A 25085-nucleotide genomic window follows, 5' to 3' on the forward strand; every position below is an offset into this window, starting at 1 on the left:
TGATCGACTCCTCTTTGTACGTCACAACACAGAATAAAACCACTTCGTGGCCGGTTCAAACAGCCATTTTACCCACACCAGCAGATCGACTTCAGGCCAAACGTTCCAACTGACCATCGTTGAGCCCAGTAAAGCCAGCGCCAACAATCCAATTTTCAAGCCCCATTCCCGCGCTGTCACTTTGGCCATAATCCCGAACCCCACAGCACAAATCGAAAAAATCACTGCGACCACAATCACGACACCGGTCCTCCTTGTCCAGAACTAGGAGGAAGTCCTTGTGGTGAGTACTCCGTATCTGGAGATTTAGAGGCAAGTCCATTACGAAGCAGCTGAATCTGGATGTCATATTTGACTTTGATCGTTGGGAATATGGTCTTCCACTGACTCGCCACCTGACGCCAAGCTGTCGGTTGCCTCTCGAACAGAACGTCTCCAAATTGGACCGAATCCACATCTGTTTTCTGTAGCTGCTCAAACATGTTTTGCATGCGGTGTTGCATGTCGGACGCGAGGTTAGATTCCCACTTCTGGTATGAAGCTGTTGTTGGTCTGGAGCCTGGGCACAGCCGTTCAACCTCAGCCCGGCCTCTGACTCGAACCAAGAACTGAACATCGCGGCCGTGAACAATTGGGACGACGTCTGTATGAGTGCTGAGCATGCGAAATGTGTCGCCCACGTCCGTTTGCGAACTCTTTGCGTCTTCACACGGAAGTACTACCTCTGTCTGTTCGGTATCTTGAATGAACAGCAACAACGCCTGCGCATCTCTCGACACGACGTGTCCTTTATACTGTCCACCATCAAATAGCCCGACCCCACATTGGCATATATGTGAATCTGCCGAAGTGACATAGGCAATGGTTGGCGAGTGGGAGGGACGCAGGTATTCGCGGATTACCCTCAGTTGTGTACTGTTCACTGCAACCCCTTTTTTAACGCCTTGATCGACTAAAGCCCGGATTGCCACCGCTGCGTACAATTCGGGTTTTCCAGAGGCGTTGAGTAAGTCTGCAGCTGTGCCATCGGTAACCACAAACAATTGATTCCGTCGAAGACTGCGGTTTCTTTCCAGGTAATCCAGCGCACGGTCAATCCCGTGGTCGGCGTACGTTTTTCCAAACACGACCACTGAGTTGTGAGATAAAAACAGCTTTCGAGCTACATTTTCGTCAAATTTGTCAATTGCCTGCTCCACCGTTTCTCCAGATTGTTCGCGAACAAACGTGGCCGATTGACGCTTGCCACCGCCACCTGACGCCTGCCCTCGTGCTCCAGTCGGGTCAACAACCTCCACCGACACGCGGACACGTTGGTCAGGGGTCTGGTCGATACCGACGGCTAGCACCAGGTTGAGAGCGTCTACCTCCTGCAGGTCTTTGCATCCGACTGCCGCGAAACTGATGAGCAGGAGTAGCGTCGCGAGCAAGCAGTGATTGGGCAGTCGCTTCATGTCGCATCCCCCGAAGGGGGTGTCGGTCTGGGTGTCGAACTGCGGGTAGAGTCAATCGGCTCATAAACCGAAGGGCGTTTGTTCATGGCCCACCATGGAGCACGGAACAGCGTGTCGCGCATTTCGGGCCAGGAGAACGGCGCCAGCGGGGCCATGTACGGGACGCCGAACGACCGCAGAGACACCATATGAGTGATCATCATCAATCCCAAAGCGACAATGCCGTACAGTCCGAGCAACGATGCAGCAATCATAAAGGGAAACTGCAATAGGCGGTTGGTGTTCACAAGGTCTTGGGAGGGAATAGTGTAGGAAGCCACACCTGCGGCGGCAACAACGATGACCATACCTGGTGAGACAATGTTGGCGTTCACTGCTGCATCTCCGATGATCAACGCTCCGACAATACTCACCGACTGCCCAATGGCTCTTGGCAGACGAAGGCCCGCTTCTCTTAGGGCTTCGAAGGCTGTTTGCATCCCCAAGGCCTCAATTACGGTTGGGAACGGAATTCCCTCGTGCTGGGCCTCCAAACTGATTAGCAGCGGCGTTGGAATCAGGTCTTGGTTGTACGACAGAAGTGCAATGTATAAAGAAGGAAGCAACAGAGATGCCCAATACATGGCATGCCGGAGAATCCGAAGCGGTACAGCTGTCATATAGTGACTGTAATAATCCTCCGCTGAGATGAGCCCAGCAACAAAAACGGTGGGCACCATTACTGCGCCGGGTGTACCATGAATGACAAAACAAATTCTGCCCTGCAACAGTCCGGCGACCGCCCGGTCCGGACGCTCCGTGTTCTCCGTCATTCGGAATGGTGATAGCGGAGCATCACCAATCATTTCTCGAATCTGATTGGATGATACCATTCCGTCGATGTGGATACGAGCAATACGCTTTCTCGCCTCGTCCACCAGTGACGGTTTGACAATTCCCGCGATATAGACCATGGCCATCTGGATGTTGGACTCTGTCCCCAATCGCTGCGTTTCCACTTTCAGCTTGGGAGTGTGCAGAAATTTGCGGATCAAGGCGAGATTTGCCTGGATACTTTCAATGAATGCCTCTTGTGGTCCTTGGATAGTGGGTTCGTTCTGCGAGATTTCAACGGCCCGCCCCGGGAACTGGTTCACATCGACCAGCAAACTTTCTGGCTGACCATCGACCAATATGACCACTTTTCCATCCGCTATGGCTTGATGAATCGATAGAAGTTTTGTCTCGCACTGCACCGTCATGGACCTCAGAGCGTCTTTTAGCCCGCTGATGGTGACGGGTTCCTCGTCGTACTCTGTCAGAGGTTCCATGATACCGCGTTGTGCGGAATTCTGGTCAATTAATCCATTGATGAAAACAAGGCACACAGGCACCCCCTGTACGTGCATGTGTTGATACTTCACGTCTGCACAGTGGTCCCACTCCTGTTGAATCAATGGCAGCGACCGTTGCAGTTCTGTGGCCAATTTTGAATCATCCTGGGCATCGCCATAGAAAGAGATGTCTTGGAATTGCGTTTGGAGTTGTTTGATTCGGGATTTGGACCTCAAACGGGTCCAACCGTTTTTTTTTCTCATGAGAACCCCTTGTTCCGACAGTGAAAAAATGTTGTTTTGTATCATGTTCCACTATGGAGGGGACTATTCACGCAAGTTCGTAGCTGGTTGACCGATTTTGCCCGCGGGTGGATGTGGGTTGCCTGTAAATGCGGTGGTCCCAGCGAAAGTTTCCCTGGCATGCTCTACTGGTTGTTTAAATATCGACACACACATTCGTTCAACCGAGACTCAATGTAGTCGGCATCGTATATGTAATCACTTGTTGTCCGGTATTCACTTCGCGCGTCAATGCCTGCAAGAAGCAAAATCAGGTCCCATGTCCACCAATTCTCAATCGTCGTCTCTTTGTTAGCGAGGATTCCCATCGCCCACATAGCGGCATCCTCTCGTGTGGTTTTGTGACGGAACACACTATTGAATTTCGACAGTACGACTGAAATATGTGGCTGGTCCACAACTTTCATCCTCTCCGATGCAGTGGTTCAAAGGGCAACACGTCAGACCTACCCTTAACATGGATGCTAAAGGAAGTTGAAATGTTCCATTGGTGGTGGAATCTGTGCGTGGGGGGTATAGAACTGGACCTGCCTCTGACTGCGGGTGGATTGTTTGAAGACAGTGGGCAGACTCATGGCTAAACATCATTTCGGAGATGTCCGATGTCGACTACATACTCAAACAAGATTCGACGTCCCTACGCCCACATGTCATCATTCCTGGTCAATCAACTCCACCTGAGGAACCCTTGGATACCCGTATGGTGGTCCATGGCTTTCCCGGGTGGCGGTCACATGATGCTCTGTCCAACGGTCTCATGCTGTGGGCTCGACCTCTGTAGCTTGGCGTTCATTGTGGGCATGGCCGTCATGTTGCTAGGCGCCATTTATGGATTTGTCTTGACATGGGGTCCAATCATCTGGGAACTGATTGGCATGGTGGCAGGTATTGTTGTTGGCCTTCTCATCAGGTTGCGTCTTCAGGAACAAAAGTGTTTCAGGACATCATTCAGGTCGATGTTGTGCTCATTGTCGATTGTAGCGAAAGCCAAGAACGGACGGTCGAACAAATCCAGTGGGGTCATCAAGCGCTTGGTGTTGCAAAAACGCCCCCCTCTTGACTCGGGTGGGTTGGGGAGGATTCAATGTCGTAGAACCTGCTTCAACAGAAGCAGACCCAAGCTTTAATGGCTTGAAATACTCCGCGCAGGGAGTACTTCTTTTTTGTGCCAGAACAATAAATTGATCTAGTCGCTGACTGAGCGCAATGACATCCGGATGAGTCAAGCTACCCCGTTCTTCTGCGACTCGATGCATCTGATTCCGTAGATATTCGATCATAATCTCCATATTTGGCTTCATACCCTCATGCGATATTTGTCACAACGAGGTACAGGATAACAAGTTGAGCTCGCGAAAGCTGTCGGATGGTGTCGGTGTCCAATAATTTTTCCCGACGCTCGATTTACCGCAATTGGGAGTTTCACTCCAAAGGGAAGGCCCTCGCCTCGCTACGACCGGGAACGGAGACCGGTCATGACGACGACGAAGGCCAACCTAAGGAGAAGAGACGGTCTCGAATTGCCGCCGCTTAATATAACCTTTCGGAGAGGTATTACTGTAACTGACGGTCGGATAACTGGATGATTCATACAGATGGCGACTGGTTTCCAATTGTTTCCCTAGCGCTTGCGAAGAGAGTTGTCGCCGTGAATGGATTTTCAGCAAGTTTTCAGGATGCGCTCAGCTTTACCTCAGGCCGATGACTCGGCAATGCGTGACAATGGTAACACTTAGTTGCCCCCTGTACACCGTCATAGGGCTCGCAGCATCAGCGTAAGGGGAGAATCCGGTGAGGAGGGTGTGCACATGAACAGTCGGATGAAGCAACACACGGAGTCGAACGTGTGGAAGCTGATCGGTCAACGGGGTGCGAGAGAAGTGCTTCGAGAGTTGATCGCGGGAAGAAAGCGGTACATGGATATTTTGCATGGTACGGGCGGGATCAGCAGTCGGACTTTGACCAAGCGGTTACGTGAGTTGGAGACCGCAGGAATTGTGTGCCGCGTTGTTTATCCGGAGATGCCAGTGCGAATTGAGTACCGCTTGACGCCGAAGGGGACCCGGCTCGAACTTGCAGTCCGTGAGATGGAACGAGTGGAACACGGTTGGCTGGAAGAAGAACGCTCTCGTGCCTAATTGAACAGGTTTGTCGGCCAGGCAAGGATTAGCGAATGAGGGCTACCTGCCTGAAAGGGACATTCTGTACGACAGCCGAGTCGTAAGAAACGGTGATGTTTCCGTTGAGGGTGTCGTACAGGCCGACGGCCGAACCAGACAGTGTGTCATTTCCGTCGAAAGTAATCGTTCCGTCCGGAGCGTACACAACGCCACTCGTGCTAACGCCTCCTTCTACTGTCACGTTGCCTCCTACCCCGTTCACCGCGAATGCACCAATCGTCAAACCCGGTGAGCTGCCAGCAGATGCGTTTCCACTCAAAGTGACATTTCCACCAACATCAATGATGGAGCCGGTCACTGTACTGGCGCCAATGGTGATGTCAGATGGGGAACTAGCGTTGTTCACGACGTCGATGTTGCCGTTCACTTGGTTTTGCCCCGTCAGTGAAATAGACCCGCCACCGGATGCGTACAAGTTGCCATTGATGGTGGTACCACCACTGAGAGTCAGAGAAGCACCATTCGTCACCATGATAGCCCCAGTTATTGTGTCCCCTTGCAGGGACACGCTCGTCCCGTTGCCTTCTATGATGTAATTTGCCGAGAGCGTTGCGTTCGAGGGCAGAGAGGACACAACTTGCCAGGTTGACGTGTCAGGCAAGTTCGGCGTCGGCCACACGGGCATGCTCAAAATAGGTTGATTGTTTGCGATACTGTGCACGCTTGCTCCACCTTTGATGGAAACGTCGCCTGCGGCACCCGCGTTTCCGGTGATAGTGACAGAACCGTTCACTTGGACATTACCATTCGAGTAGACGTTTGCGCCGCTTGGTCCAATTTGTGACTGCACGTACTGCACACTGTCGTTACCGTTAAATGTAAGCGGTTGGTCGAGGTTGGTCGACCCTTGAAACACAGCGTAATTGAATGGGGAACCAGGTCCAAAGCTCGCAACCGCCCTGGCGGCCACATGAAATGAGGAGAATCCAAACAGTGCAGCAAAACCGCCTGATACGGTTTGTGACGCCTCGGCGTTAACATGTGAAGGCGTCGAGGCGTTAATCCACACCTGACCTGTCGCGTGTGGGTCGTTCTGTTCGATCAGACCACTTTGGCTGGCAGCTGTTCCGCCTTGGGACGCCAACTGAGCACCGGCTAGCGCTGCCGAATCGACGGCGCTTTGCAAAGTCGATTGGGTGTAGTACACGGTAGCTATGGATACACTGACACCTGCGGTGCCGAGCAAGCCCAGGATAATCAGCCCAGTTAGCACTAAAGATTGTCCTTCCGTGCGATTAATCCAAGTCAATACACGGACCGATTTTTTGATGTTGAATGTTTGTACGATGTCAGTTTTTGTCGCGTACTTGCCTTGGCCCAATCTCATGAGCGTCATCTCCTGTTTCGTGCAGTCAACGCAAAAGGCGGCTCGACTAGGTCGAGCCGCCGTACACCGCTCATTGGACAGCCTGAGGGTGTGGTTTTAAAACGTGGCGGCCCGGCGATCATCGGTCAACAGACCCTAAGACCCGTAGCTTTGCGTCCCAGCGTTTCCGCTAGTTTGCCATGAGACACGATTGTGATTATTTTCTACTATCTATCATAGACAAGTGTCGGAAATTCGCAATAGGGTGTTGTGGTTGCGTTTCTTTATGCTGCTTGAGGACGTGAGTCGGGCGACACGGAGCGGTCGTGCAAAGTGCACTGTAGACTTTTGTTATACTACTGAGTGGAGTGATGACGATTGACATCTGTAGGGAGGAGACAACTTGCCAAACGTCAGCGTGACCGAGTTGGAAGTTCGATGGGGAGAATGCGATCCGGCAGGGATTGTCTATCACCCGGCATACATTGATTGGTTTTCCGTCGCCCGCATGCATTTCTTGCGTGACAACGGGGTCATCTACATGGAAGCCTTTCATGACCATGGCATCGTGTTGGTCGTTCTCGAGGCGCGCTGTCGTTACAGGAAGACGCTACGGGCCGAAGACCATGTGCGCGTGGAGGCGAGAATGCGCAAGCTGACACGGACACGGATTGAGATGGTGTATCGAGTGCTCAGTGTCGATGGGGAGTTGTGTGCGGAAGGGGAGACACACCACGCGTATGTAGACGACCATAACCACGCGGTGAACATTTCCAAACGCTCTCCAGAACTGTGGTCGGTTCTGCAGAAGTTGCCAGTCACTGACGGTGAATTTTGACGTTGACTGGCTGTCCGTGGCTGTGCTAAGATAGGCGATGTCGCCGAAGCGGGACAGCTAAACGCGGCTGTAGCTCAGAGGGAGAGCACTACCTTGACACGGTAGGGGCCACAGGTTCGATTCCTGTCAGCCGCACCATAAGACTGGGCAAAGTTAACGACCACCGAGTACTGGTGGTCGTTTTCGATTGCGTATATTGTGCCATTGATGATGCTGGCTGAAGGTGAACACGAGATCTTTATCGTTTTTTGTCGGAATATTTACCCTATCTAGATGGAACGTACATAAATCACCCTTATAATTTCCCTACGCTTTTAACTATGGACATCTGCATGGGGGTGAGTGCTGATGACCAAAATCCTGGTTGTGGAAGATGAAAAACACACGGCCGACACAATTGCACTGTATTTGGAGCAACACGGGTATGAGTGCTATAAGGCGTACGATGGGCAAGACGGTATTAGTTACCTTCTCGAGCACTCGGTCGACTTAATCGTCTTGGACTGGATGCTACCCGGTCTGTCCGGCATTGAGATTTGCAGAATCGCTAAACTCATCTCAAAGGCTAAGGTCATTATCTTGAGCGCAAGGTCGAGTATCTCCGACAAAGTGATGGGATTGGACACCGGGGCGGATGACTATCTTTCGAAGCCCTTTAGTCTACGGGAATTGTATGCTCGCATCCGCATGCTGTTGCGGGAGCAGTACGGAACTGATCAACCAGTGAACCACCGAGAGATTAAGCTAGAACTCGGGAACGGCGTCCTCTCTCTGCACAAAAGTGAATTTTCGGCTCGATTTAACGAACAAGAAATACCGCTCACCGCGACGGAGTTCAGAATTCTCAATTTGTTAGCAGAGCGGGGCAACCAAGTGGTGACGAAAGAGGACATTGCTGCTGAACTTTACGGATCTGACGGGGCCGTGAACGAGCACACGATCACCGTGCATCTGAGCAATATGCGAACGAAACTGCGTCAGATGACCGGTTCCACTGTAATCAAGACCATGTACGGGGTGGGCTACAAATTAGGTGCCGTGAATGAGAAATGAATAGGTGGGTTCAATTGCCTAGGTATTCCTTGCGCCGACGCGTCATGCTGCTTGTGACGAGCGTGATTTTGGCCATGGCCGTCTTAGACTTGGTAGCTGCACACTGGAGCCTGCGCCGCTCGCTTTTTTCGTATTCACAGCATAGCCAGGTTGACGAAGCAGTCGATTGGGCTCAGCTGTTTGGGGTTCTGTATGATGAGTTCGGAACCTGGAAAGCTGTCCAACAACACCTTCCGCATGAGGCCTCATTGCAGATTGATGGGCAACAACTCGGAAGACTTAGCGCTGTGATTATGCTGAAAAGTGGGGGGGTGATTAAAACTCAGCCTCAGGCGGAAATCCAGACAAATTGGCGAACAGCGCCTATTTTGTACCACGGTCTCGACGTAGGTACCTTGTATCTGCAAGGGTACCCTGCGCCTCAGATTCCTGGTTTACAGCGAAGGATCACTTTGGGCTTTGACAAGGCTCAGTTCCTTGTGGTATTTATCATTGCTCTCCTCGCGTTCACATTTGTGGTCGTGGAGATTCGGCATTTTCTAAAACCACTAGAACGATTGGCTCTGTCTGCGACGTTGATGACTGCCGGGGAGTTTAATGCACCGCTGCCGTCCGATGGGGACAAGGAGATTCAAACGGTCGTGCAAGCTTTTTCCGTGACCCGTAGTCAGTTACATGAAGCTCAAGAGACGAGACAGAAGGTGGTCGCAGATATCCACCATGAATTGCGAACCCCACTCAACGTGATCGCCAACCGACTAGAGGCAATTCAACTGGGCCTATTCCACTGGGATGAGCAGACGGCCACAATTTTGCAGGAAGAGACGGAGCGGCTGAAAAGCATTGTCGATGAACTTGCCCGGTTGAATGATGTGGAGTCCAACGTGAGCCAGCCAAACTTCGCCTGGGTGGATATCCACGAGTGGTTACCTAAACTCGTTGGTCTGTTTGGCGCCGAGGCAGCCAATCGAGGTGTGCTGCTCAACGTGGAAGTACCAGACCAGCCTGTACAAGTGTGGATGGACCGGAACCGCATGTCGCAAGTGGTTGTCAATCTGATATCGAATGCACTCCGCTACACATCAAATGGCCAGCGGATCAAAGTGACCGGGGTAAAACGTTTGTCAGCAGTAGCGATTACGGTCGAGGACGATGGGATTGGAATTGCGCCAGAGCACCTTCCGTTTATATTTGAGCGCTTCTACCGTGTTGAGCCGTCCCGCAGTCGAGCGACAGGAGGTGCGGGATTGGGTCTTGCCATTGTCAAGGAAGTTGTAAACGCCCACAACGGAGACGTCACTGTGAGGAGTGTACCCGGCAAGGGGACCCGGTTTGAGATTATCCTTCCGAACTGATCATCGAGACTAGATTGAGATATTGAGATTATATTCGGATAAAGTTTACGAGCCGTGGAGTTCTGGTCCACGGTTGTTTTACGTTGACCCACTACACTCGGGAACTGTAGTCAGCAAGCAAGCTGATGTGCTAAGCCGAGTGCCCGCGTGTCAGAGGAGGGAAAACGTGTCGGTTCCAAGAGAAATCACCGTAACACGGAGTTCGATAGCGCAAAGGACGCGTGTCAAACGCAAGCGTCGAAACACTGCACAAAGCACCGTCGGATGGTTGTTCGTGACACCTGTGCTTGGTGTGTTTGGAGTTTTTACTTACATTCCAATGGTCCTGCTATTCGTCATGGCGCTCTTTCATTGGAATATCACATTCAGTCACTCGCAGTTCGTGGGACTTGGAGAGTTTAAGACTCTGGCCAGACAGCCCATATTCTGGCGGTCTTTGTTGACAACCGCGTACTTCACGTTCCTCATGGTTCCAACGCAAACATTCCTGAGTCTAGGGCTAGCGCTGCTCTTTCGTGAGGCAATTCGTTCCAAATGGCGCGGGTTCTTTCGCTCTCTGGTGTTTCTTCCCCACGTCACCCCACTGGTGGCCACTTCAATCGTCTGGGTCTGGGTATTCAACCCGCAATTTGGCTTGGCGAATTACATCCTATCCTGGTTCCACATCGCGCCACTGAACTGGCTGGAGAGTACCACGTGGGCACTGCCTGCTGTAATGATTTACAGCACGTGGCACTCACTGGGCCTGTACGTCATTTTGTTCCTGGCGGGACTCGCCAACATTTCCAGGGACCCTATCGAGGCGGCGATGATCGATGGGGCTGGAAACGGCACTGTCTTCCGCAGGATAATCTGGCCACTTATCTCGCCGACCACTTTTCTGGTGATTCTCTTTGCAACGATGAATTCCTTGCAGGCCTTCTCGCAAATTTACACGATGACGGGCGGTCCTGTCGGAGGTGGCGGTGGACCGGCGTATTCTACGACAACCGATGCCCTGTTGCTTTACCAGACGGGGTTTCAGTTTTACCACTACGGTTTGGCTGCGGCGATGAGTGTCATTCTCTTTCTGGTCATCCTCGCTATGACAATCTTGCAAAAGTGGATATCCAATAGGCTGGTATTTTACCGCTGAACGAGGGGATGTGATCGCGTGAGGTTCAAGTGGAGGCCCCTAACATGGGTTGTTCAGGCTGTTGTCGCCGCGTTGTTCGGATTTCCTGTGTACTGGGTTGTGGTGACGGCTCTCAATAAGCCACAGGATGTCTACAAGATACCACCGGTATTCCTACCGAAACTGGACTTTCAACCAGCGTACAGTGTCCTTCATCAGACGCACTGGACGACCTACATCCTGAACACTGTGTTTATCTCAGCAATCACCGTCGTGCTCGTGTTAATTACCTCGGCTCTGGCTGGTTACGCATTGTCAGACCTGAAATTCCGAGGGCAAAACTTTGTATTGTTGACCATCCTGGGAACCATGATGATCCCAGGGCAAGCTCTCCTGATTCCGCAGTACGCCGTGATCGAAAAACTGCACCTGCTTAACACCTATGCAGTTGAAATTGTACCGTTTGCCGCCAGCGCTTTCGGAGTCTTTATGTTCCGGCAATTTTTCAAGACCTTTCCCAAGGAATATTGGGAGGCTGTTGAGGTGGAGGGCGGAAGTCGACTGTACTACTTGCGGCACGTTGCGCTGCCTCTCGCTAAACCTGCCGTGATTACGGTTTCGCTGCTCACGTTTATAGGTGCCTGGAACATGTTTCAGTGGCCGCTCATCATGACAAACAGCCGGAGCATTCAACCGCTAGAAGTGGTACTCGCTCATTACATGTCATTCTATCAGGACAACATTCCCAAGATGGCTTCCGCAGTGATGGTCGCTATTGTACCCATTCTGGTGGTGTTCTTTATTGCCCAACGGCACATTGTCGCAGGGGTGGCGGGCCGTGACGCGGGCATTAAAGGTTAACCATAAGCAGTTCCAAAAGAGACACTAGGGAGTGGAGAGAATGAGAAAGTCGGCATTGGCAATGGCCTTGTTTGGGGCAACTGCTGCGGTGGTTACGGGTTGTGGTACAGCAAATTCGACCACGAGCAATACTTCCGGAGGTAATGGGAATTCAGCGGTGCAGAGCGGTTCGGCAAAGAGTGCTCCCGTTAGCATCCAACTCTGGGAGTCCCATTCAAGCGGCGTGGTCGCCAATACGGAACAGAGCCTGGTAAACCAGTTCAACGCCTCGCATTCCCACGTAAAAGTCAGTCTGAACGTTACCCACGCGTCAACGAAGGCACTGTCCGCGGTTGCTGCTGGGAATCCTCCCGTGCTTGCGGAAATCAGTCACTACATTGGCAAGTACATCAACGCGAATGCTCTGTTGTCTTTGCAGCCTCTAGCGTCTTCCAGTTCCCAGGAAGTGTTCTGGCCGGGTGTGACCAAGAACACAACTTGGGGAGGAAAAGTGTACCGGTACCCTGCTGACGTAAAGGTGGAAGAACTCTTCTACAATAAGGCATTGTTCAAGAAAGCGGGAATCACATCGACGCCTACTACTTGGACACAGTTGGAGACAGACCTACAGAAACTGAAAGCCCTCGGTGGAGGCGTCATTCCAATGGGCTTCAAGGACTCTTCAGCACACATCCTGTCCGCCTTCATCTCCAATGGCGGCACGCTGTTCTCGAACAGCGCTCACACCAAAGCTCAATTTGACAATACTGCAGGCAAAACTACATTTCAGTACTTTCACAACCTGTATCAGAACCAGTTGATGGTATTTGATCACGGCAGTACCATGCGGGCGGACTTTGGTGCGCAAAAGATGGCCATCGTGGATGGGACGTCGGCCGGCTACCAAAAAATCCTCGCCGCGACCGGCGGCAAGTTCCAGATGGGGGCCTTCGCGTTCCCTGCAGGCATCTCCGGTCATAGCGGCGGCCTCGTGCAGGGGCTCGGATTTGTAATCTTCAACGGCGTGAGCAAGGCGGACCAACAGGCGGCTTGGACGTTTATCCATTGGTTCAATCAACCAAAGCAGCAGGCCTATTGGGCGATGCACAGCGGCTTTGCACCGACAACGCAAGCGGGAGCTAATGCAATTCCGTCGAGCTGGTTAGCGGCAAACCAAGGCGAGGCCGTCTCCATTCAGATTCTCAAGTCACAGTACACGGTGGCTCGTCCAAACACGGATACGTACTCTGAAGTGCAAAGCGCCCTGGATGCGGCATTTTTCAACGCAGTAACAGGAAAACAATCCGTACAGACCGCTTTGGCCCAACTAGACAAGCAGGCAAATCAGTACCTGACAGGGAGATCGGCTCTATAGCGCTGAATGTATTTGTGAATCAACGGTCAGGACGCGCGCTGTGTCTTGCGGTAATGGGATATCGATATATGGCAGAAGGCCGCGAAAGGCGGCCTTCTGCTTGTCAAATTCACTTGTGTCAGCTGTTCAGCAGACGTTCATACTCTTCCTGCTGAAAGCCAACTAAGACTTGATCGCCGGTCACTAAGACCGGCCGTTTAATCAGTCTGCCGTCTTCGGACAGAAGCTTGAGCCAATCATCCTCCGACAGTTGCTGGTGGGCAAGACCGCGTTCACGGTACTGCGTGCCTTTCGTATTGACGAAAGGCATGACGCCTTGGCTACGCTTCGCGATCCACTCGCGCAGCGTGTCGATACTCGGCGGGGTCTCGACAAAGTCCTGAAAGGGCAGGTCGAAACCATGTGCAACTAAGAACTTGTGCGCATTGCGGCACGTGGAGCACTTCTTGTAGCCGTAGAACTGCATGTGTGTCCCTCCTACATTTCTGTGCGGTTATTCTCAGCCGCTTGTCGTCGACATTGTACCAAACTCTCTCAAACCACCTTGCTGCAGTAAAAACATTTTGTGGTACAAGCCGCCTTTCGCGAGCAGTTCCTGGTGCGTGCCGCGTTCGACTATCTCACCGTGGTGTAGGACCAGGATGAGGTCGGCGTCCTGGATGGTCGAGAGTCGGTGCGCGATGGCGATGGTTGTTCGTCCGCGCCGCATCTTGGCGAGGGCGTCCTGAATTGCCTCTTCGGTCTCCGTGTCGACGCTCGCAGTTGCCTCGTCAAGTACAAGGATAGTAGGCTCAATGGACATCGTTCTGGCAAACGACAGGAGCTGGCGTTGACCGGTTGACAGTGTTGCACCGCGTTCCCCAATAGGAGCACTGTATCCGCCGGGGAGCTTGCGGATGAACGCGTCGGCCTGAACAAACTCCGCTGATTCGACAATCTTCTCGTCAGTGACAAACAAGTTGCCGAGGCGGATGTTCGAACGGACGTCGCCAACGAACAGGAACGGGTCCTGAAGCACCAGGCCGATGTGGCGACGAAGCTGTTCGTCGCGGTAGTCGCGTAAGTCGACTCCGTCGATCCGAATCTGTCCGTGCTCGACCGGGTAGAAACGCATCAGGAGGTTCATCATCGAACTCTTGCCGCTACCCGTGTGCCCAACGAGCGCGACCGTCTGCCCAGGTTCAGCCGTGAAGGAAATGTGCTTGAGCACGTCTGTCTTGCCGTCGTACGAGAAGCTTACGTTGTCGAATTCAATCCGTCCGTGAGCAATCTGCGGATTTCCTTGTCCAATCTGCCGTGGCGCCATCGTCTCGTCGTCGAGAATGGCGAACACGCGCTGTGCTGATACCATCGCTTGTTGAAAGAAGTTCAGGCGCATCATCATGTTGTTCACCGGTTCAAAGAACCGGTCAAGGTAGTTCACGAAGGCGTACAACACGCCGATGTCCACGACATGTGTGAATGAATGGACACCAAAGAACCAGAGAATGGCCATCAATGCGAACATGTAGACGACGTCAGTCAGAGGCCGCAGCATCAACGCATTCATCTGCATGTTGCGAAAGCGTGCCTTGCGGTACGACTCGTTGATATCGCCAAATTCCTTGCGCAGGCGAAACTGCTGACGCATGGCCTGAATCACGTACATCCCCTGTAGCGACTCGTTCAGCTTGGCGTTGAGCAAGGACAGTCGTTGGCGGGCCAGGTGAAACACGGCCGAGGTTGCTTTCCGATACAACACCATGATGCCGACGATGACTGGGAACAGCAGCAGGCAGTAGGTGGCAAGCCGTACGTCGAGAACGAACATCGCGATTAGGATACCAGCGAGTACCGAGATGTTTTGCACAAACGTCGAGAGTACTGTCATGAACATCTGTAGGATGGCTTCCGTGTCGTTGGTGACGCGCGAGACCAGGACACCGACCGGTGTACGGTCAAAGAACGAGAGCGCAAGTTCCTGCAGTTTGTCAAACAACTGGACACGCAAGCGCTGAATAATATCGAGCGCAAGGATTTGGAACAACATCAGTTGAGCGGCGTTCAAAGCTGACGTGACGAGCACGAGCCCGACATACGTGATGGCCAACCGGACGAGCGGCCCTTCCGGAAAGTGACGCGGAATCAGGTTGTTGTCAATAAACCCTTTGACGAGGATTGGCTGCACGACGTCCGTCACAGTGGCTGCGACAAGGACTAGGAGAGCAATCAACAATCGCCCTTTGTACGGTGTGACGTAGCGCAGCAATCTCCACAAGGTGCCACGGTCAGTTTTCGGGATCGCGGATTCGATTTGCACACTCACTCCACGACACCTCCTTGTTCAACTAAAGCTTCTAGTTGCTGTCGGCGGTACATGTCGGCGTACCAACCGTCCTGCGCAAGCAAAGCATCGTGGTTGCCGCGCTCGACAATGCGTCCGTCTTCGATCACGATGATGTGGTCGGCGTGTTCGACTGCGCTGAGCCGGTGGGTCGCGATGAGCGTGGTCCGGTTTGCGCGGTTGTTGCGCAGTTCATCGAGAATGTGCGTCTCTGTGCGCGCGTCAACTGCGGACAACGTGTCGTCAAGGAGCAATATTTCAGCGTCGAGCAACAGTGCCCGCGCGATGGATATACGCTGCTTCTGACCGCCTGAGAGCGTCACGCCGCGCTCGCCGACAACGGTATCGTATCCTTCCGCAAAACTGAGGATGTCGTCGTGAACGCTTGCGATTTTCGCGACGCGTTCAATCTCCGTCTGGCCAGCGTCCGTTGCAGCGAATGCGATGTTCTCGGCGACTGACGCCGAGAACAGAAAGTCGTCTTGCGGTGCGTAAGAGATTGCTCCGCGCAGGCCATGCAAGGTGACGTCATAAATGGACCGCCCACCGATGTGGATGTCCCCGCTTGTTACATCAAATTCACGTAACAACAGCCGTAACAACGTACTTTTGCCGGCACCGAGACGACCGACAATGCCGAGCGTCTCGCCTTGGCGAACAGTCAGGCGAACATCGCGCAGGGCGGGCAGGTCCGTTTCCGGATAGCGAAACTCGCGGATATCGAACGAGATGTCACCGCTCGGCACCACTTCGATGGCACCCGGTCGGTCCTCGACATCGGGCTCAATGGCGAGCAGTCGCTGGATGCGGTCGTAGGAGGCACTCCCGCGCTCGACAGTGTTGAACAAAAAGCCAAAGGCCATCATTGGCCAAATCAGCTGACCCAAGTACATGGTGAACGTAGTCAGTTCACCAAGGTTAATTTGCTTGTGCACCACAAATACAGCACCGACGGCGACAGACAGGAAGTACGATACACCCACAATCGCAGACGTGGTTGGGTCAAACAGAGCGTCGATCTTCGCAACGGCGACGTTTTTGTTCACAACGTCGCGCGACAGAGCGACAAACGTTTCCCGCTCCCATGCTTCCTGGCCAAACGCCCGTACGACGCGTACACCGGTGATATGCTCTTGCACCCGGTCGTTGATGTCCGAGAAAGCTGCCTGGGCTTTTTCAAACCGCTCGTGCAGCTGCCGTCCGTAGTAAGACATCGCCACAGCAATTATGGGTAGAGGCAAGAGTGAGAGCAGCGTCAACTTCCAGTTGATCAACACCGCCATCGTCACGACGACGACGGTTCCGGTCGCAATCGAGTCGACTAGTGTCAAAATGCCGTCGCCAGCTGTCTCTTGCACGGCCTGTACGTCGTTCGTCGAGTGTGCCATGAGGTCGCCGATGCGTTTCTGGTGGTAGAAGCGCGGCGACATCTTGGTGAAATGCTCATAGAGCTGTCTGCGTAATTCAGTCGCGAGTTGAATCGAGCCGCCGAACAGGTAAATCCGCCACCAGTAACGCAGCACGTACGTGAGACCTGCAGTGACTGCAATGGCGCCGATGCCCTCCCACAGATGGGCCATCGTGAGTGTTCGAGATCCAAACTGGTTGACAAGTATGCCCACCACACGTGGTGGGACAAGTCCAATGATTGAGACAATCACGAGCATTGAGATACCACTTACGTACTTATATCTGTGCTCCTTAAAAAACCACATTAGGTCACGAAAAACGCGCACCTCTATCGTCCTTTCCAAAGAGGGTTGGAAGAGTTGTTGTGAGTGGCAAAACAAGCCCTGGTCGGTTGGCAACCAGGGCTTGTGGGACAATGCGGAGTCGAGTCACGTGGAGGAGCGTACGATCCAACGCGTGTGTTTGATTCTACTCGGACTGCGCCACCTTGACCAGTTGCTTACCGGTGTTGTCGCCTCGGAACAATCCGAGGAACGCTTCCGGTACGCGGTCAAACCCTTCTACAACCGTCTCTCGGTATTTGATTTTTCCGCTGGCTAACCACGCTGCAAGTCGTTTGATTGCCTCGGGGAAGCGCGTAGCGTAGTCGGAAACGATAAACCCTTGCATCAGCGCACGATGGACGACCAACTGTGCCAATAGGCGCGGACCCATTTCTGCCTTCGTCGCGTTGTAGAGCGCAATTTGTCCACACATCGCGATGCGAGCCCGGTCGTTGATCCGCATCAGCACGGCATCGGTGACATCGCCGCCAACGTTGTCAAAGTACACATCGACTCCCTGCGGGCAAACTTCCTTCAGCGCCTGACTCACGTTTTGCGTTCGGTAGTTGATCGCGGCGTCGAATCCGAGTTCGTCCGTCAAGTACGAGGCTTTCTCGTCAGACCCGGCGATGCCAACGACACGGCAACCGCACAGCTTCGCGATTTGACCAACTACGCTTCCTACCGCTCCAGCAGCTCCTGAGACGACAACTGTTTCGCCGGGTTTTGGCTGTCCGATCTCAAAGAGTCCGAAATACGCAGTCAGCCCCGTGATGCCCAGTACGCTGAGCGCGGCCGTTACCGGCCCATGCTCCGCGTTCAACTTTCGCAGTCCGTGCCCGTCGCTGGTGGTGTACAGTCGCCACGGGAGCTGCCCGGCAACAATGTCGCCCTTGGCGTACTGTGAGTGGCGGGACTCTACAACCTCTGCGATGACGTCGCCTTCCATCGCTTTGTCGAGTTGAAACGGCGGGACGTACGATTTTACGTCGTTCATGCGGCCGCGCATGTATGGGTCCACTGAAACGTACATCGTCTTCAAAAGTACCTGGCCGTCATGAGCGACGGGCAGGTCAACATCGACAAAGGCGAAGTTCTCGCGGGTCGGCATGCCAACCGGTCGACTCGCCAAACGGATTTCCTGGTTGTGATTCATGGACATCAAATCCCCTCCCGAGCAGTGCGCCTCATACCGCCCTACTACAATGTAGCGTTGAAACCCCTGTCACATTCCCTTTCTCATCATAGCGATTTGACATACAGCCTGTCCACTACTGGACGAGATGGAAAAATCCGCACTTGCACAGGTCCGCTGTCACATACGCTGACTGCTTCCGGGGCATACGATTGCAGGATAGGGCTGGGGACACACCTACTGTATGTCAGTCCGCATAACGGTGTGACAAGTTTTCCGGGTATATCCACATTTCCCTTCGTCCAATACTGTTAGACAGATAAGGCTCGCCAGAGGGGACTGATGCCGGTGAACAAACTCGAACTACAATCTCAGATAGCGCCCGCAGCGCTCTCCCGAGGGCTTGTCGAAGCTGGATTTGTGGACGCCGTGGCGGAAACGGACAGCGGGAGGGTCACGACGTGGTTCGACCTTGCGGACACACTTCGCATGGCGCAAACCATAGCCTGCTTTTTGCTACAAGACTGGCTGTTCGCGTTTATTGAGCAACGTCTACAGACGATGTATGGGTTTCTCGACGAGGAGGAGCGTGAGTACATTGCCCTCCTGACCTTTCACGCTCTGCGCAAGGAACGGGACGCAACCAAGGAGCATGTCGTTGAGAGTGTCGCGGAGATGGTCCGTAGCGCCTTGGTCGATGCGAGTGACCGTAACCTGCCGCTCTCCATCGACGCCTTGGTGCGGTTTCGTCTGCGCACTTCACTGCTATCTGTCGAGCAAGCCGTAACAACAATGGTTGACCAGTTTCTTTCCGACCGGGAATACGAAGAGTTTGTCGCCATGCTCCGCTACATGCTCGATCAGCAGCCAGCTCGCGAACAGGAACTGCACGTCTTCTGCGCTGACGAGCGCGTGTGGATTTGTGACGCGGAAGGCACCCTTGTCCGGGACGAGGAAGTATCAACGGCCGCTACCGCAGCTTCAGAGGGGCATGAGGTCAACGGGGAGGACTTGGCGATGAGTATCCTGATTACCCGGTCACCGTGTAAAATCGTGATCCACGATATTACCTACGCAGCTCCTTGGCCGAGTTTTTCGGAGACGGTCGAGCGTGTGTTTCTTGAACGAGCACAGCGCTGCCGCGATTGCACGACGTGTAGTCGCCTGCTTGCGGCGGGGACGGACCGCCCGCACTTGGCAGACGCACCGGAGCGGAATTAGCTAAGAACTCAGCGAGGTCAATTGACAGGTACACACAGATTGGATTACGATGCTGTCAAACTTTACAGTCGGCATTGCGGGAAGACGCGCCGAGCTCAGACCACCGTGTCAGAGAGGAAACGCCAGGGCTGCAAGCGTTTCTCACGGAGCTGGATTGGACACCACTTCCCAAGCCGTCGCTGGGGATCTCACTTCGTTTGGGTGAAACGGCGACCGGGGCGTACGTTATACGCGAATGAAGGATGGAGCCGAGACAACGTCCGAGGTCGAGCGACAGCGGAGTGGGTACTTGGGCTTCATCGAATGTGGGTGGAACCACGGGAGCACGCCTCTCGTCCCTATGCGGACGGGGGGCTTTATTGTTGTTTCAGGCAGCCCTGTCTCGGCGCAGGCGCTAAAGCGAGCGCGCCGAAGACAGGGCAACCTGAAACCGGGTGAAAGGAAGGGCTGCGCCGCAGCCATTTGGGCCATCGCTTGAAGACCAAGGGATGCTACCCGCCCCCCGGACCGCTTGAACGTACCTAGACGGAGGGAGTAGATAACCATGTCAGTGGCAGAACAAGTCAACATTCGCCTGAAGGATGGCTCGGAGCGAGCGTACGACGCAGGCGTCACGTTCGCAGCCGTTGCTGCCGCCATCAGCTCGCGTCTTGGCAAAGAAGCGGTCGCCGCAAAAGTGAACGGAAAGGTGTTTGACCTCGCGCGCACGCTCGATGCCGATGTCAATGGGGCGGAGGTGGAACTCCTGACGTTGCGTGACCCGGAAGGCGTCGACGTGATGCGCCACACCTGCGCGCACGTCATGGCACAGGCTGTCGCGCGGGTGTTCCCAGGGACAAAGTTCGCGATTGGACCAGTGATTGAGAACGGATTTTACTACGACTTTGCCGATCACGACTTTACACCAGAGGACTTCCCGAAAATTGAGGCCGAGATGCACGCGATTGTGAAGGCAGATTACCCGGTGGTGCGCCAGGTGATTAGCCGTGAAGAAGCGCTCGAGATGTTTCGCGCGCGGGAGGACCGATTTAAAGTCGAGATCATCAACGACTTGCCAGCCACAGAGACCATCACCATCTATCAGCAAGGCGAGTTCATCGACCTCTGCCGTGGGCCGCACTTGCCGTCGACCGGCCGAATCAAAGCGTTTAAGCTGATGTCCATCGCGGGTGCGTACTGGCGGGGCGACTCTGACCGCGAAATGCTGACTCGCCTCTACGCGGTTGCATTTGCGAAGACAAGCGAACTCGACGACTACTTGAAGCTGCTCGAAGAGGCTCGTCAGCGCGATCACCGCAAACTGGGTAAGGAACTCGGCATTTTCATGCTGTCCAAGGAGGTCGGACAGGGGCTCCCACTGTGGCTACCCAACGGAGCCAAAATCCGGCGGACCATCGAGCGCTACATTGTCGACCTCGAAGAGCGGATGGGCTATCACCACGTGTATACGCCACACCTCGCGAGCGTCGAATTATATAAGACTTCGGGTCACTGGGAGCACTACCACGAGGACATGTATCCGCCGATGGAGATGGACAATGAACAGCTCGTCCTGCGGCCGATGAACTGCCCACACCACATGATGATTTACAAGGCCGAAATGCGAAGTTACCGAGACCTGCCGCTTCGAATTGCGGAACTGGGCATGATGCACCGTTACGAGATGTCTGGGGCTCTGGCGGGATTGCAGCGAGTGCGCGCCATGACGCTGAACGACGCTCACATCTTCTGCCGTCCAGACCAAATCCAGAGCGAGTTCACTCGTGTAGTGAAGCTGATTCAGCAAGTCTACAAGGATTTTGGCATCGACGACTACTACTACCGCCTGTCGTACCGCGATGTGAACGATCAGGAAAAGTACGTGCAAAATGACGAGATGTGGGACATGGCTCAGTCGATGCTGAAGCAGGCCATGGACGACCTCGGTCTGGAGTACGTGGAAGCGGTGGGCGAAGCTGCGTTCTACGGGCCCAAGCTAGACGTGCAAGTACGCACAGCACTCGGCAAGGACGAGACGCTGTCGACTGTACAGCTGGACTTCCACCTACCCAACCAGTTTGACCTCGAGTACATCGGCGAAGACGGCAAGCCACATAGGCCAGTCGTGATCCACCGTGGTGTCGTCGGAACGATGGAGCGCTTCGTGGCATTTTTGCTCGAGCAGTACAAAGGCGCTTTCCCAGCGTGGCTCGCGCCTGTGCAGGTGCGAGTACTATCCGTCGCAGACGACTTTGCTCCCTATGCCGAGCGTGTCGTCGAGGCACTGCGCGAGGCGGGCCTGCGCGCCGAGGCAGACGTCCGTGGAGAAAAAATCGGTTACAAGATTCGCGAGTCGCAGGTGCAAAAGACGCCCTACACACTGGTCGTGGGCGAGCGCGAGCAGTCCGACAACGCTGTCAGTGTCCGGCGTTATGGAGAAGGTGACCGGGGGCAACAGTCGGTAGATGCGTTCGCGGACATGCTGAAACAAGAAGTCGCGGACAAGCGGCCGCTGGTGTAAACAACGCCGCTCGACTGCCTTGACGGTGCTCGCGCCGTCCTGTAAAATGCAACATGTACGTTGGAACTTAATATGGAAAGCAGAAGCATCGCGCTTCTCACCTTGGTGGCAAACGCCGGCGGGTTTTGAATGTTCCATCCACAAGGGGACAGAGACATCTACGTCTTTGTCGTTGCTTGAGTTGGAGTATGTGAGGCGCGGAGTGTCCGCGCCTTTTTTGAGACGTCCGCAGGTCTGACGCAAGGCACGGGTAAGTTACTCGGAGGTGACAAGTTATTAGCAAAGACGACTTTCAAGTGAACGACGGGATTCGCGTGCGGGAGGTTCGTGTCATTGACGAAGACGGCACGCAGCTTGGCATCATGCAGATTCGGGATGCTCGCCGTGTGGCTGAAGAGAAGAATCTTGACCTGGTGAACGTGGCGCCGACCGCCCGACCTCCGGTGTGCCGAATCATGGACTACGGGAAGTTCAAATACGAGCAGAGTAAGAAGGAGAAAGAAGCTCGGAAGAACCAAAAGATCGTACTCCTGAAAGAGGTGCGGATGTCTCCGAACATCGAGGAACACGACTTCCAGGTGAAGTTGAAAAACGTCGTCAAGTTTCTCGAAGAGGGAGACAAGGTCAAGATCTCAGTGCGTTTTCGCGGACGCGAAATCACACACTCTTCGATTGGCCAGCAGGTGTTGATGAAGCTTGCACAGGCGGCCGCGGAAAAGGCTGTTGTGGAGCGCTTCCCGAAACTCGAGGGACGCAGCATGGTCATGATTCTCGCTCCAAAGGCGCCGACTGTTCCCCCGAGCGCGTAACCGCGTCGGTCGAATTCCTTGAAGGTGTCCTGGCCTCTCGCGCGGCAGGCCGCGCGGGTAGGGGTTGTTTGCCCAAATTGCAAAATGGAGGAACACAACATGCCAAAAATGAAGACACACAGTGGACTTTCGAAGCGTGTGAAGCGGACAGCGTCCGGCAAGTTGAAGCGACCGCACGCATTTGCTTACCATAAGGCGGCCGCAAAAACGTCCAAACGTAAACGTCATCTGCGCGGCACGACGTTGGTCTCCCGCGGCGATATGCGTCGCATTAAATCGATGATTGCCTACATTAAGTAACTCACCAATCGATTCGACTCGTTTAGGTTTAGAGGGGGATTCGCATAATGGCACGTGTTAAAAATGGTATGGTGACACGCCGTCGGCATAAACAAATTTTGAAGATGGCTCGCGGCTACCGTGGCTCCAAGCATCGCCTGTTTAGAACTGCGAAACAGCAGGTCATGAAGTCTCTGATGTACGCGTATCGCGACCGTCGGGTCCGCAAGCGCGACTTCCGTCGACTGTGGATTCAGCGGATCAACGCCGCTGCGCGTTTGAACGGCATCTCATATAGCCGCCTGATGCATGGTCTGAAACTTGCTGGTGTAGAGGTCAATCGCAAGATGCTGGCCGACCTCGCTGTGGCGGACGCACAGGCCTTTACGGAACTTGTCAACACCGCTCGGGAGAAACTCGAGGCGTAACATACAACCTGCAGCAGGTAGAGGTATCGCTCCCGGACGTTTGCTGCGCCGGGAGCGTTCACTATGAAGGGTGGACCAGGCGTGTATTTGGAGTCTCCTCAGAACCCCAAGATTCACCGCTGGAGCCAACTCAAGTCAAAGAAGGGCCGTGTGACCGAAGGGGCCTTTCTTGTTGAAGGTGTTCGGCTGGTGGACGATTTGCTCCGTTCGTCCTTTGAAGTGGAAGCCGTACTGTGGGATGTCGGCACGGACAATTTGCCTGAGGACCTGACCGAGACTGCCCAGTTGCGAGGCGTGCCATTGATTGAGGTTGCACCGCGCGCGTTCGCAGCCGTGGCAGATACAGTGACGCCACAAGGCGTCATCGCCGTGGCAAAGCTTCCGCAGACGGGAGTCGAGCCGGGGTCGGTGGTATTCGGCCTCGTGTTGGACAACCTCCGTGATCCGGGGAACGTCGGTACGCTTGTCCGCAGTGCGGACGCGTTCGGCACAGACCTTGTCCTGTGCGGCAGTGGCACAGCCGATCCGTATTCGCCGAAGGTAGTTCGAGCATCCATGGGCGGGACGTTCCGCGTTCCCGTGCAAAGTGGGGACACGGCGGCGTTTTTGTCTGCATGGCGCCAAGCTTGGCCCGCAGGAAAGGTTGTTCTGGCGGACGCGCACGGCCAGGTCGACTGCGACCAGTTCGACTTTCGCGGACCGGTGCTCGTTGTGATTGGCAGTGAGGCGTCGGGGGCGTCGGTCGAGACGGAGGCACTTGCCACGGACACGTTGCAGATCCCGATGACGGGCATGGCCGACAGCCTCAACGCAGCGATTGCCGGTTCGGTTTTGCTCTACGAGGCCAATCGGCAGCGGCGCAGTCGGTAACGTGTCGGGTCTCTTGCGTGCGGTATAAGGGGGGAGAGGTTCGATGTTGCGGGACTCTGCGTACATCTGGATTGGCCCATTGGTGGCCATGGTGGTCGCTCAAGTCTTAAAACCGCTGCTCATCATGTTGCGCTTGCGCCGCTTTGACTGGGCGCGCATGCGTCAGTCCGGAGGCATGCCGAGTTCGCACACGGCCTTAGTCGTGGCACTGGTCGCGGAGCTGTGGCTGCGGCAAGGCGGTCGAAATCCGATTCTCGGGATTGCCATTTTCATTGCTCTGATTGTCATGTACGACGCGGCAGGTGTACGCTGGCAGACAGGTCGACAGGCGGCTGTTCTCAATCGTCTGTTGAACGACCTGCGTGGACAGGCGGGACACACACAAGCGAATGTGCCATTAGTGCAGACTGACGAAAACACGACACACAGAGTGAAAGGCCTGCAACCGTTGCCGGTTGCCAAGGCGCCGTGGTTCCTCGTTGACTGGCCGGTGCTCAATGAGCAAATCGGGCATAAACCGATCGAAGTGCTCGGCGGTTTCGTAGTTGGCATTGTCGTGGCATTGTATTTACATTGATGACAGTCTAGTGCAAGTCCCCACTTCTGCAGACAGCGGAAACGGCATAGGGTAAGGGTAGCAAGATACTTCGTTCGCA

24 protein-coding genes, 1 tRNA gene and 1 riboswitch are annotated in these 25085 nt (G+C 54.2%); of the genes, 15 read left to right on the forward strand and 10 right to left on the reverse strand.

The window, feature by feature from the left end:
* Window positions 1-21: 21 nt before the first annotated feature.
* The 5 genes from JC200_RS17255 to JC200_RS17275 form a co-directional block, all read right to left on the reverse strand.
* Window positions 22-240, reverse strand: coding sequence for a hypothetical protein (locus JC200_RS17255; RefSeq protein ID WP_274432934.1), 219 nt, complete (start codon window positions 238-240; stop codon window positions 22-24).
* Window positions 237-1454 (reverse strand): Ger(x)C family spore germination protein, encoded by a 1218-nt coding sequence (locus JC200_RS17260; protein ID WP_274432935.1) that lies wholly within the window; start codon window positions 1452-1454, stop codon window positions 237-239. The genes JC200_RS17255 and JC200_RS17260 overlap by 4 nt, the downstream gene beginning before the upstream one ends.
* Window positions 1451-2920: a spore germination protein gene (locus JC200_RS17265; RefSeq protein ID WP_274432936.1), complete on the reverse strand. Its 1470-nt coding sequence runs from the start codon at window positions 2918-2920 to the stop codon at window positions 1451-1453. Before JC200_RS17265 ends, JC200_RS17260 begins: the two co-directional genes overlap by 4 nt.
* Before the next feature lie 275 nt (window positions 2921-3195).
* Entirely contained in the window at window positions 3196-3387 is a 192-nt protein-coding gene (locus JC200_RS17270) for a hypothetical protein (RefSeq protein ID WP_274432937.1), read from the reverse strand.
* A 648-nt stretch (window positions 3388-4035) separates the two neighbouring features.
* Entirely contained in the window at window positions 4036-4371 is a 336-nt protein-coding gene (locus tag JC200_RS17275; protein WP_338000178.1) for an aspartyl-phosphate phosphatase Spo0E family protein, read from the reverse strand.
* Between the two features lie 507 nt (window positions 4372-4878).
* Here JC200_RS17275 and JC200_RS17280 point away from each other — a divergent pair.
* A complete protein-coding gene (locus JC200_RS17280; protein WP_274432938.1) occupies window positions 4879-5208 on the forward strand; it encodes a winged helix-turn-helix transcriptional regulator in 330 nt (109 codons plus the stop codon).
* A gap of 28 nt (window positions 5209-5236) precedes the next feature.
* On the opposite strand, the gene JC200_RS17285 is transcribed toward JC200_RS17280, so the two are convergent.
* Window positions 5237-6577 (reverse strand): pilus assembly protein TadG-related protein, encoded by a 1341-nt coding sequence (locus JC200_RS17285; RefSeq protein ID WP_274432939.1) that lies wholly within the window; start codon window positions 6575-6577, stop codon window positions 5237-5239.
* 102 nt (window positions 6578-6679) lie between these two features.
* Window positions 6680-6766: riboswitch (cyclic di-GMP riboswitch) on the reverse strand.
* A gap of 193 nt (window positions 6767-6959) precedes the next feature.
* On the opposite strand from JC200_RS17285, the gene JC200_RS17290 reads away from it, so the two are divergent.
* From JC200_RS17290 to JC200_RS17320, 7 genes are all read left to right on the forward strand, one after another.
* Window positions 6960-7394, forward strand: coding sequence for an acyl-CoA thioesterase (locus tag JC200_RS17290; protein ID WP_274432940.1), 435 nt, complete (start codon window positions 6960-6962; stop codon window positions 7392-7394).
* Window positions 7395-7457: 63 nt separating this feature from the next.
* Window positions 7458-7532: transfer RNA gene (locus JC200_RS17295), tRNA-Val, on the forward strand.
* A 210-nt stretch (window positions 7533-7742) separates the two neighbouring features.
* A complete protein-coding gene (locus tag JC200_RS17300; RefSeq protein WP_274432941.1) occupies window positions 7743-8447 on the forward strand; it encodes a response regulator transcription factor in 705 nt (234 codons plus the stop codon).
* A 14-nt stretch (window positions 8448-8461) separates the two neighbouring features.
* Window positions 8462-9802, forward strand: a complete 1341-nt coding sequence (locus JC200_RS17305; RefSeq protein WP_274432942.1) for a HAMP domain-containing sensor histidine kinase — start codon at window positions 8462-8464, stop codon at window positions 9800-9802.
* Window positions 9803-9968: 166 nt separating this feature from the next.
* Complete coding sequence (locus JC200_RS17310; protein ID WP_274432943.1) at window positions 9969-10937, forward strand: carbohydrate ABC transporter permease; 969 nt, start codon at window positions 9969-9971, stop codon at window positions 10935-10937.
* 18 nt (window positions 10938-10955) lie between these two features.
* Window positions 10956-11777: a carbohydrate ABC transporter permease gene (locus JC200_RS17315; RefSeq protein ID WP_274432944.1), complete on the forward strand. Its 822-nt coding sequence runs from the start codon at window positions 10956-10958 to the stop codon at window positions 11775-11777.
* Window positions 11778-11817: 40 nt separating this feature from the next.
* Window positions 11818-13131, forward strand: a complete 1314-nt coding sequence (locus JC200_RS17320; RefSeq protein WP_274432945.1) for an extracellular solute-binding protein — start codon at window positions 11818-11820, stop codon at window positions 13129-13131.
* Between the two features lie 118 nt (window positions 13132-13249).
* Here the strand turns inward: JC200_RS17320 and JC200_RS17325 are convergent, their stop codons facing one another.
* From JC200_RS17325 to JC200_RS17340, 4 genes are all read right to left on the reverse strand, one after another.
* On the reverse strand, window positions 13250-13597 hold the full coding sequence (locus JC200_RS17325) for an arsenate reductase family protein (RefSeq protein WP_274432946.1): 348 nt from the start codon (window positions 13595-13597) through the stop codon (window positions 13250-13252).
* Between the two features lie 33 nt (window positions 13598-13630).
* Window positions 13631-15436, reverse strand: a complete 1806-nt coding sequence (locus JC200_RS17330) for an ABC transporter ATP-binding protein (RefSeq protein ID WP_443111831.1) — start codon at window positions 15434-15436, stop codon at window positions 13631-13633.
* Complete coding sequence (locus JC200_RS17335; protein ID WP_274432947.1) at window positions 15433-17190, reverse strand: ABC transporter transmembrane domain-containing protein; 1758 nt, start codon at window positions 17188-17190, stop codon at window positions 15433-15435. The genes JC200_RS17330 and JC200_RS17335 overlap by 4 nt, the downstream gene beginning before the upstream one ends.
* A gap of 142 nt (window positions 17191-17332) precedes the next feature.
* Complete coding sequence (locus JC200_RS17340) at window positions 17333-18349, reverse strand: NADP-dependent oxidoreductase (RefSeq protein WP_274432949.1); 1017 nt, start codon at window positions 18347-18349, stop codon at window positions 17333-17335.
* Between the two features lie 321 nt (window positions 18350-18670).
* On the opposite strand from JC200_RS17340, the gene ytxC reads away from it, so the two are divergent.
* The 7 genes from ytxC (at window position 18671) to JC200_RS17375 (ending at window position 25006) form a co-directional block, all read left to right on the forward strand.
* A complete protein-coding gene (gene ytxC / locus JC200_RS17345) occupies window positions 18671-19543 on the forward strand; it encodes a sporulation protein YtxC (protein ID WP_274432950.1) in 873 nt (290 codons plus the stop codon).
* Window positions 19544-20087: 544 nt separating this feature from the next.
* Entirely contained in the window at window positions 20088-22043 is a 1956-nt protein-coding gene (gene thrS / locus JC200_RS17350; RefSeq protein ID WP_274432952.1) for a threonine--tRNA ligase, read from the forward strand.
* 275 nt (window positions 22044-22318) lie between these two features.
* Window positions 22319-22852, forward strand: coding sequence for a translation initiation factor IF-3 (gene infC / locus JC200_RS17355; protein ID WP_274436582.1), 534 nt, complete (start codon window positions 22319-22321; stop codon window positions 22850-22852).
* Between the two features lie 99 nt (window positions 22853-22951).
* The gene (gene rpmI / locus JC200_RS17360; RefSeq protein ID WP_274432953.1) at window positions 22952-23152 is read left to right on the forward strand and encodes a 50S ribosomal protein L35; all 201 of its coding nucleotides are present in this window, start codon (window positions 22952-22954) and stop codon (window positions 23150-23152) included.
* A 47-nt stretch (window positions 23153-23199) separates the two neighbouring features.
* Complete coding sequence (gene rplT, locus JC200_RS17365) at window positions 23200-23559, forward strand: 50S ribosomal protein L20 (RefSeq protein ID WP_274432955.1); 360 nt, start codon at window positions 23200-23202, stop codon at window positions 23557-23559.
* A 63-nt stretch (window positions 23560-23622) separates the two neighbouring features.
* Window positions 23623-24429 (forward strand): TrmH family RNA methyltransferase, encoded by an 807-nt coding sequence (locus JC200_RS17370; protein ID WP_274432956.1) that lies wholly within the window; start codon window positions 23623-23625, stop codon window positions 24427-24429.
* A 43-nt stretch (window positions 24430-24472) separates the two neighbouring features.
* Window positions 24473-25006 (forward strand): divergent PAP2 family protein, encoded by a 534-nt coding sequence (locus tag JC200_RS17375; protein ID WP_274432957.1) that lies wholly within the window; start codon window positions 24473-24475, stop codon window positions 25004-25006.
* The last annotated feature ends 79 nt before the right edge of the window (window positions 25007-25085 follow it).

The organism is Alicyclobacillus sp. ALC3 (genome assembly GCF_028751195.1).
Taxonomy (GTDB): domain Bacteria; phylum Bacillota; class Bacilli; order Alicyclobacillales; family Alicyclobacillaceae; genus Alicyclobacillus_L.

Bases quoted from the DNA above. Each gene is read 5' to 3' on its own strand.
- rpmI (WP_274432953.1), top strand. From the start codon at position 22,952: ATGCCAAAAATGAAGACACACAGTGGACTTTCGAAGCGTGTGAAGCGG.
- JC200_RS17300 (WP_274432941.1), top strand. From the start codon at position 7,743: ATGACCAAAATCCTGGTTGTGGAAGATGAAAAACACACGGCCGACACA.
- JC200_RS17320 (WP_274432945.1), top strand. From the start codon at position 11,818: ATGAGAAAGTCGGCATTGGCAATGGCCTTGTTTGGGGCAACTGCTGCG.
- thrS (WP_274432952.1), top strand. From the start codon at position 20,088: ATGTCAGTGGCAGAACAAGTCAACATTCGCCTGAAGGATGGCTCGGAG.
- JC200_RS17340 (WP_274432949.1), bottom strand. From the start codon at position 18,349: ATGTCCATGAATCACAACCAGGAAATCCGTTTGGCGAGTCGACCGGTT.
- JC200_RS17270 (WP_274432937.1), bottom strand. From the start codon at position 3,387: ATGTGGGCGATGGGAATCCTCGCTAACAAAGAGACGACGATTGAGAAT.
- JC200_RS17285 (WP_274432939.1), bottom strand. From the start codon at position 6,577: ATGAGATTGGGCCAAGGCAAGTACGCGACAAAAACTGACATCGTACAA.
- JC200_RS17325 (WP_274432946.1), bottom strand. From the start codon at position 13,597: ATGCAGTTCTACGGCTACAAGAAGTGCTCCACGTGCCGCAATGCGCAC.
- JC200_RS17275 (WP_338000178.1), bottom strand. From the start codon at position 4,371: ATGAAGCCAAATATGGAGATTATGATCGAATATCTACGGAATCAGATG.
- JC200_RS17260 (WP_274432935.1), bottom strand. From the start codon at position 1,454: ATGAAGCGACTGCCCAATCACTGCTTGCTCGCGACGCTACTCCTGCTC.
- JC200_RS17375 (WP_274432957.1), top strand. From the start codon at position 24,473: ATGTTGCGGGACTCTGCGTACATCTGGATTGGCCCATTGGTGGCCATG.
- JC200_RS17370 (WP_274432956.1), top strand. From the start codon at position 23,623: ATGAAGGGTGGACCAGGCGTGTATTTGGAGTCTCCTCAGAACCCCAAG.
- JC200_RS17280 (WP_274432938.1), top strand. From the start codon at position 4,879: ATGAACAGTCGGATGAAGCAACACACGGAGTCGAACGTGTGGAAGCTG.
- rplT (WP_274432955.1), top strand. From the start codon at position 23,200: ATGGCACGTGTTAAAAATGGTATGGTGACACGCCGTCGGCATAAACAA.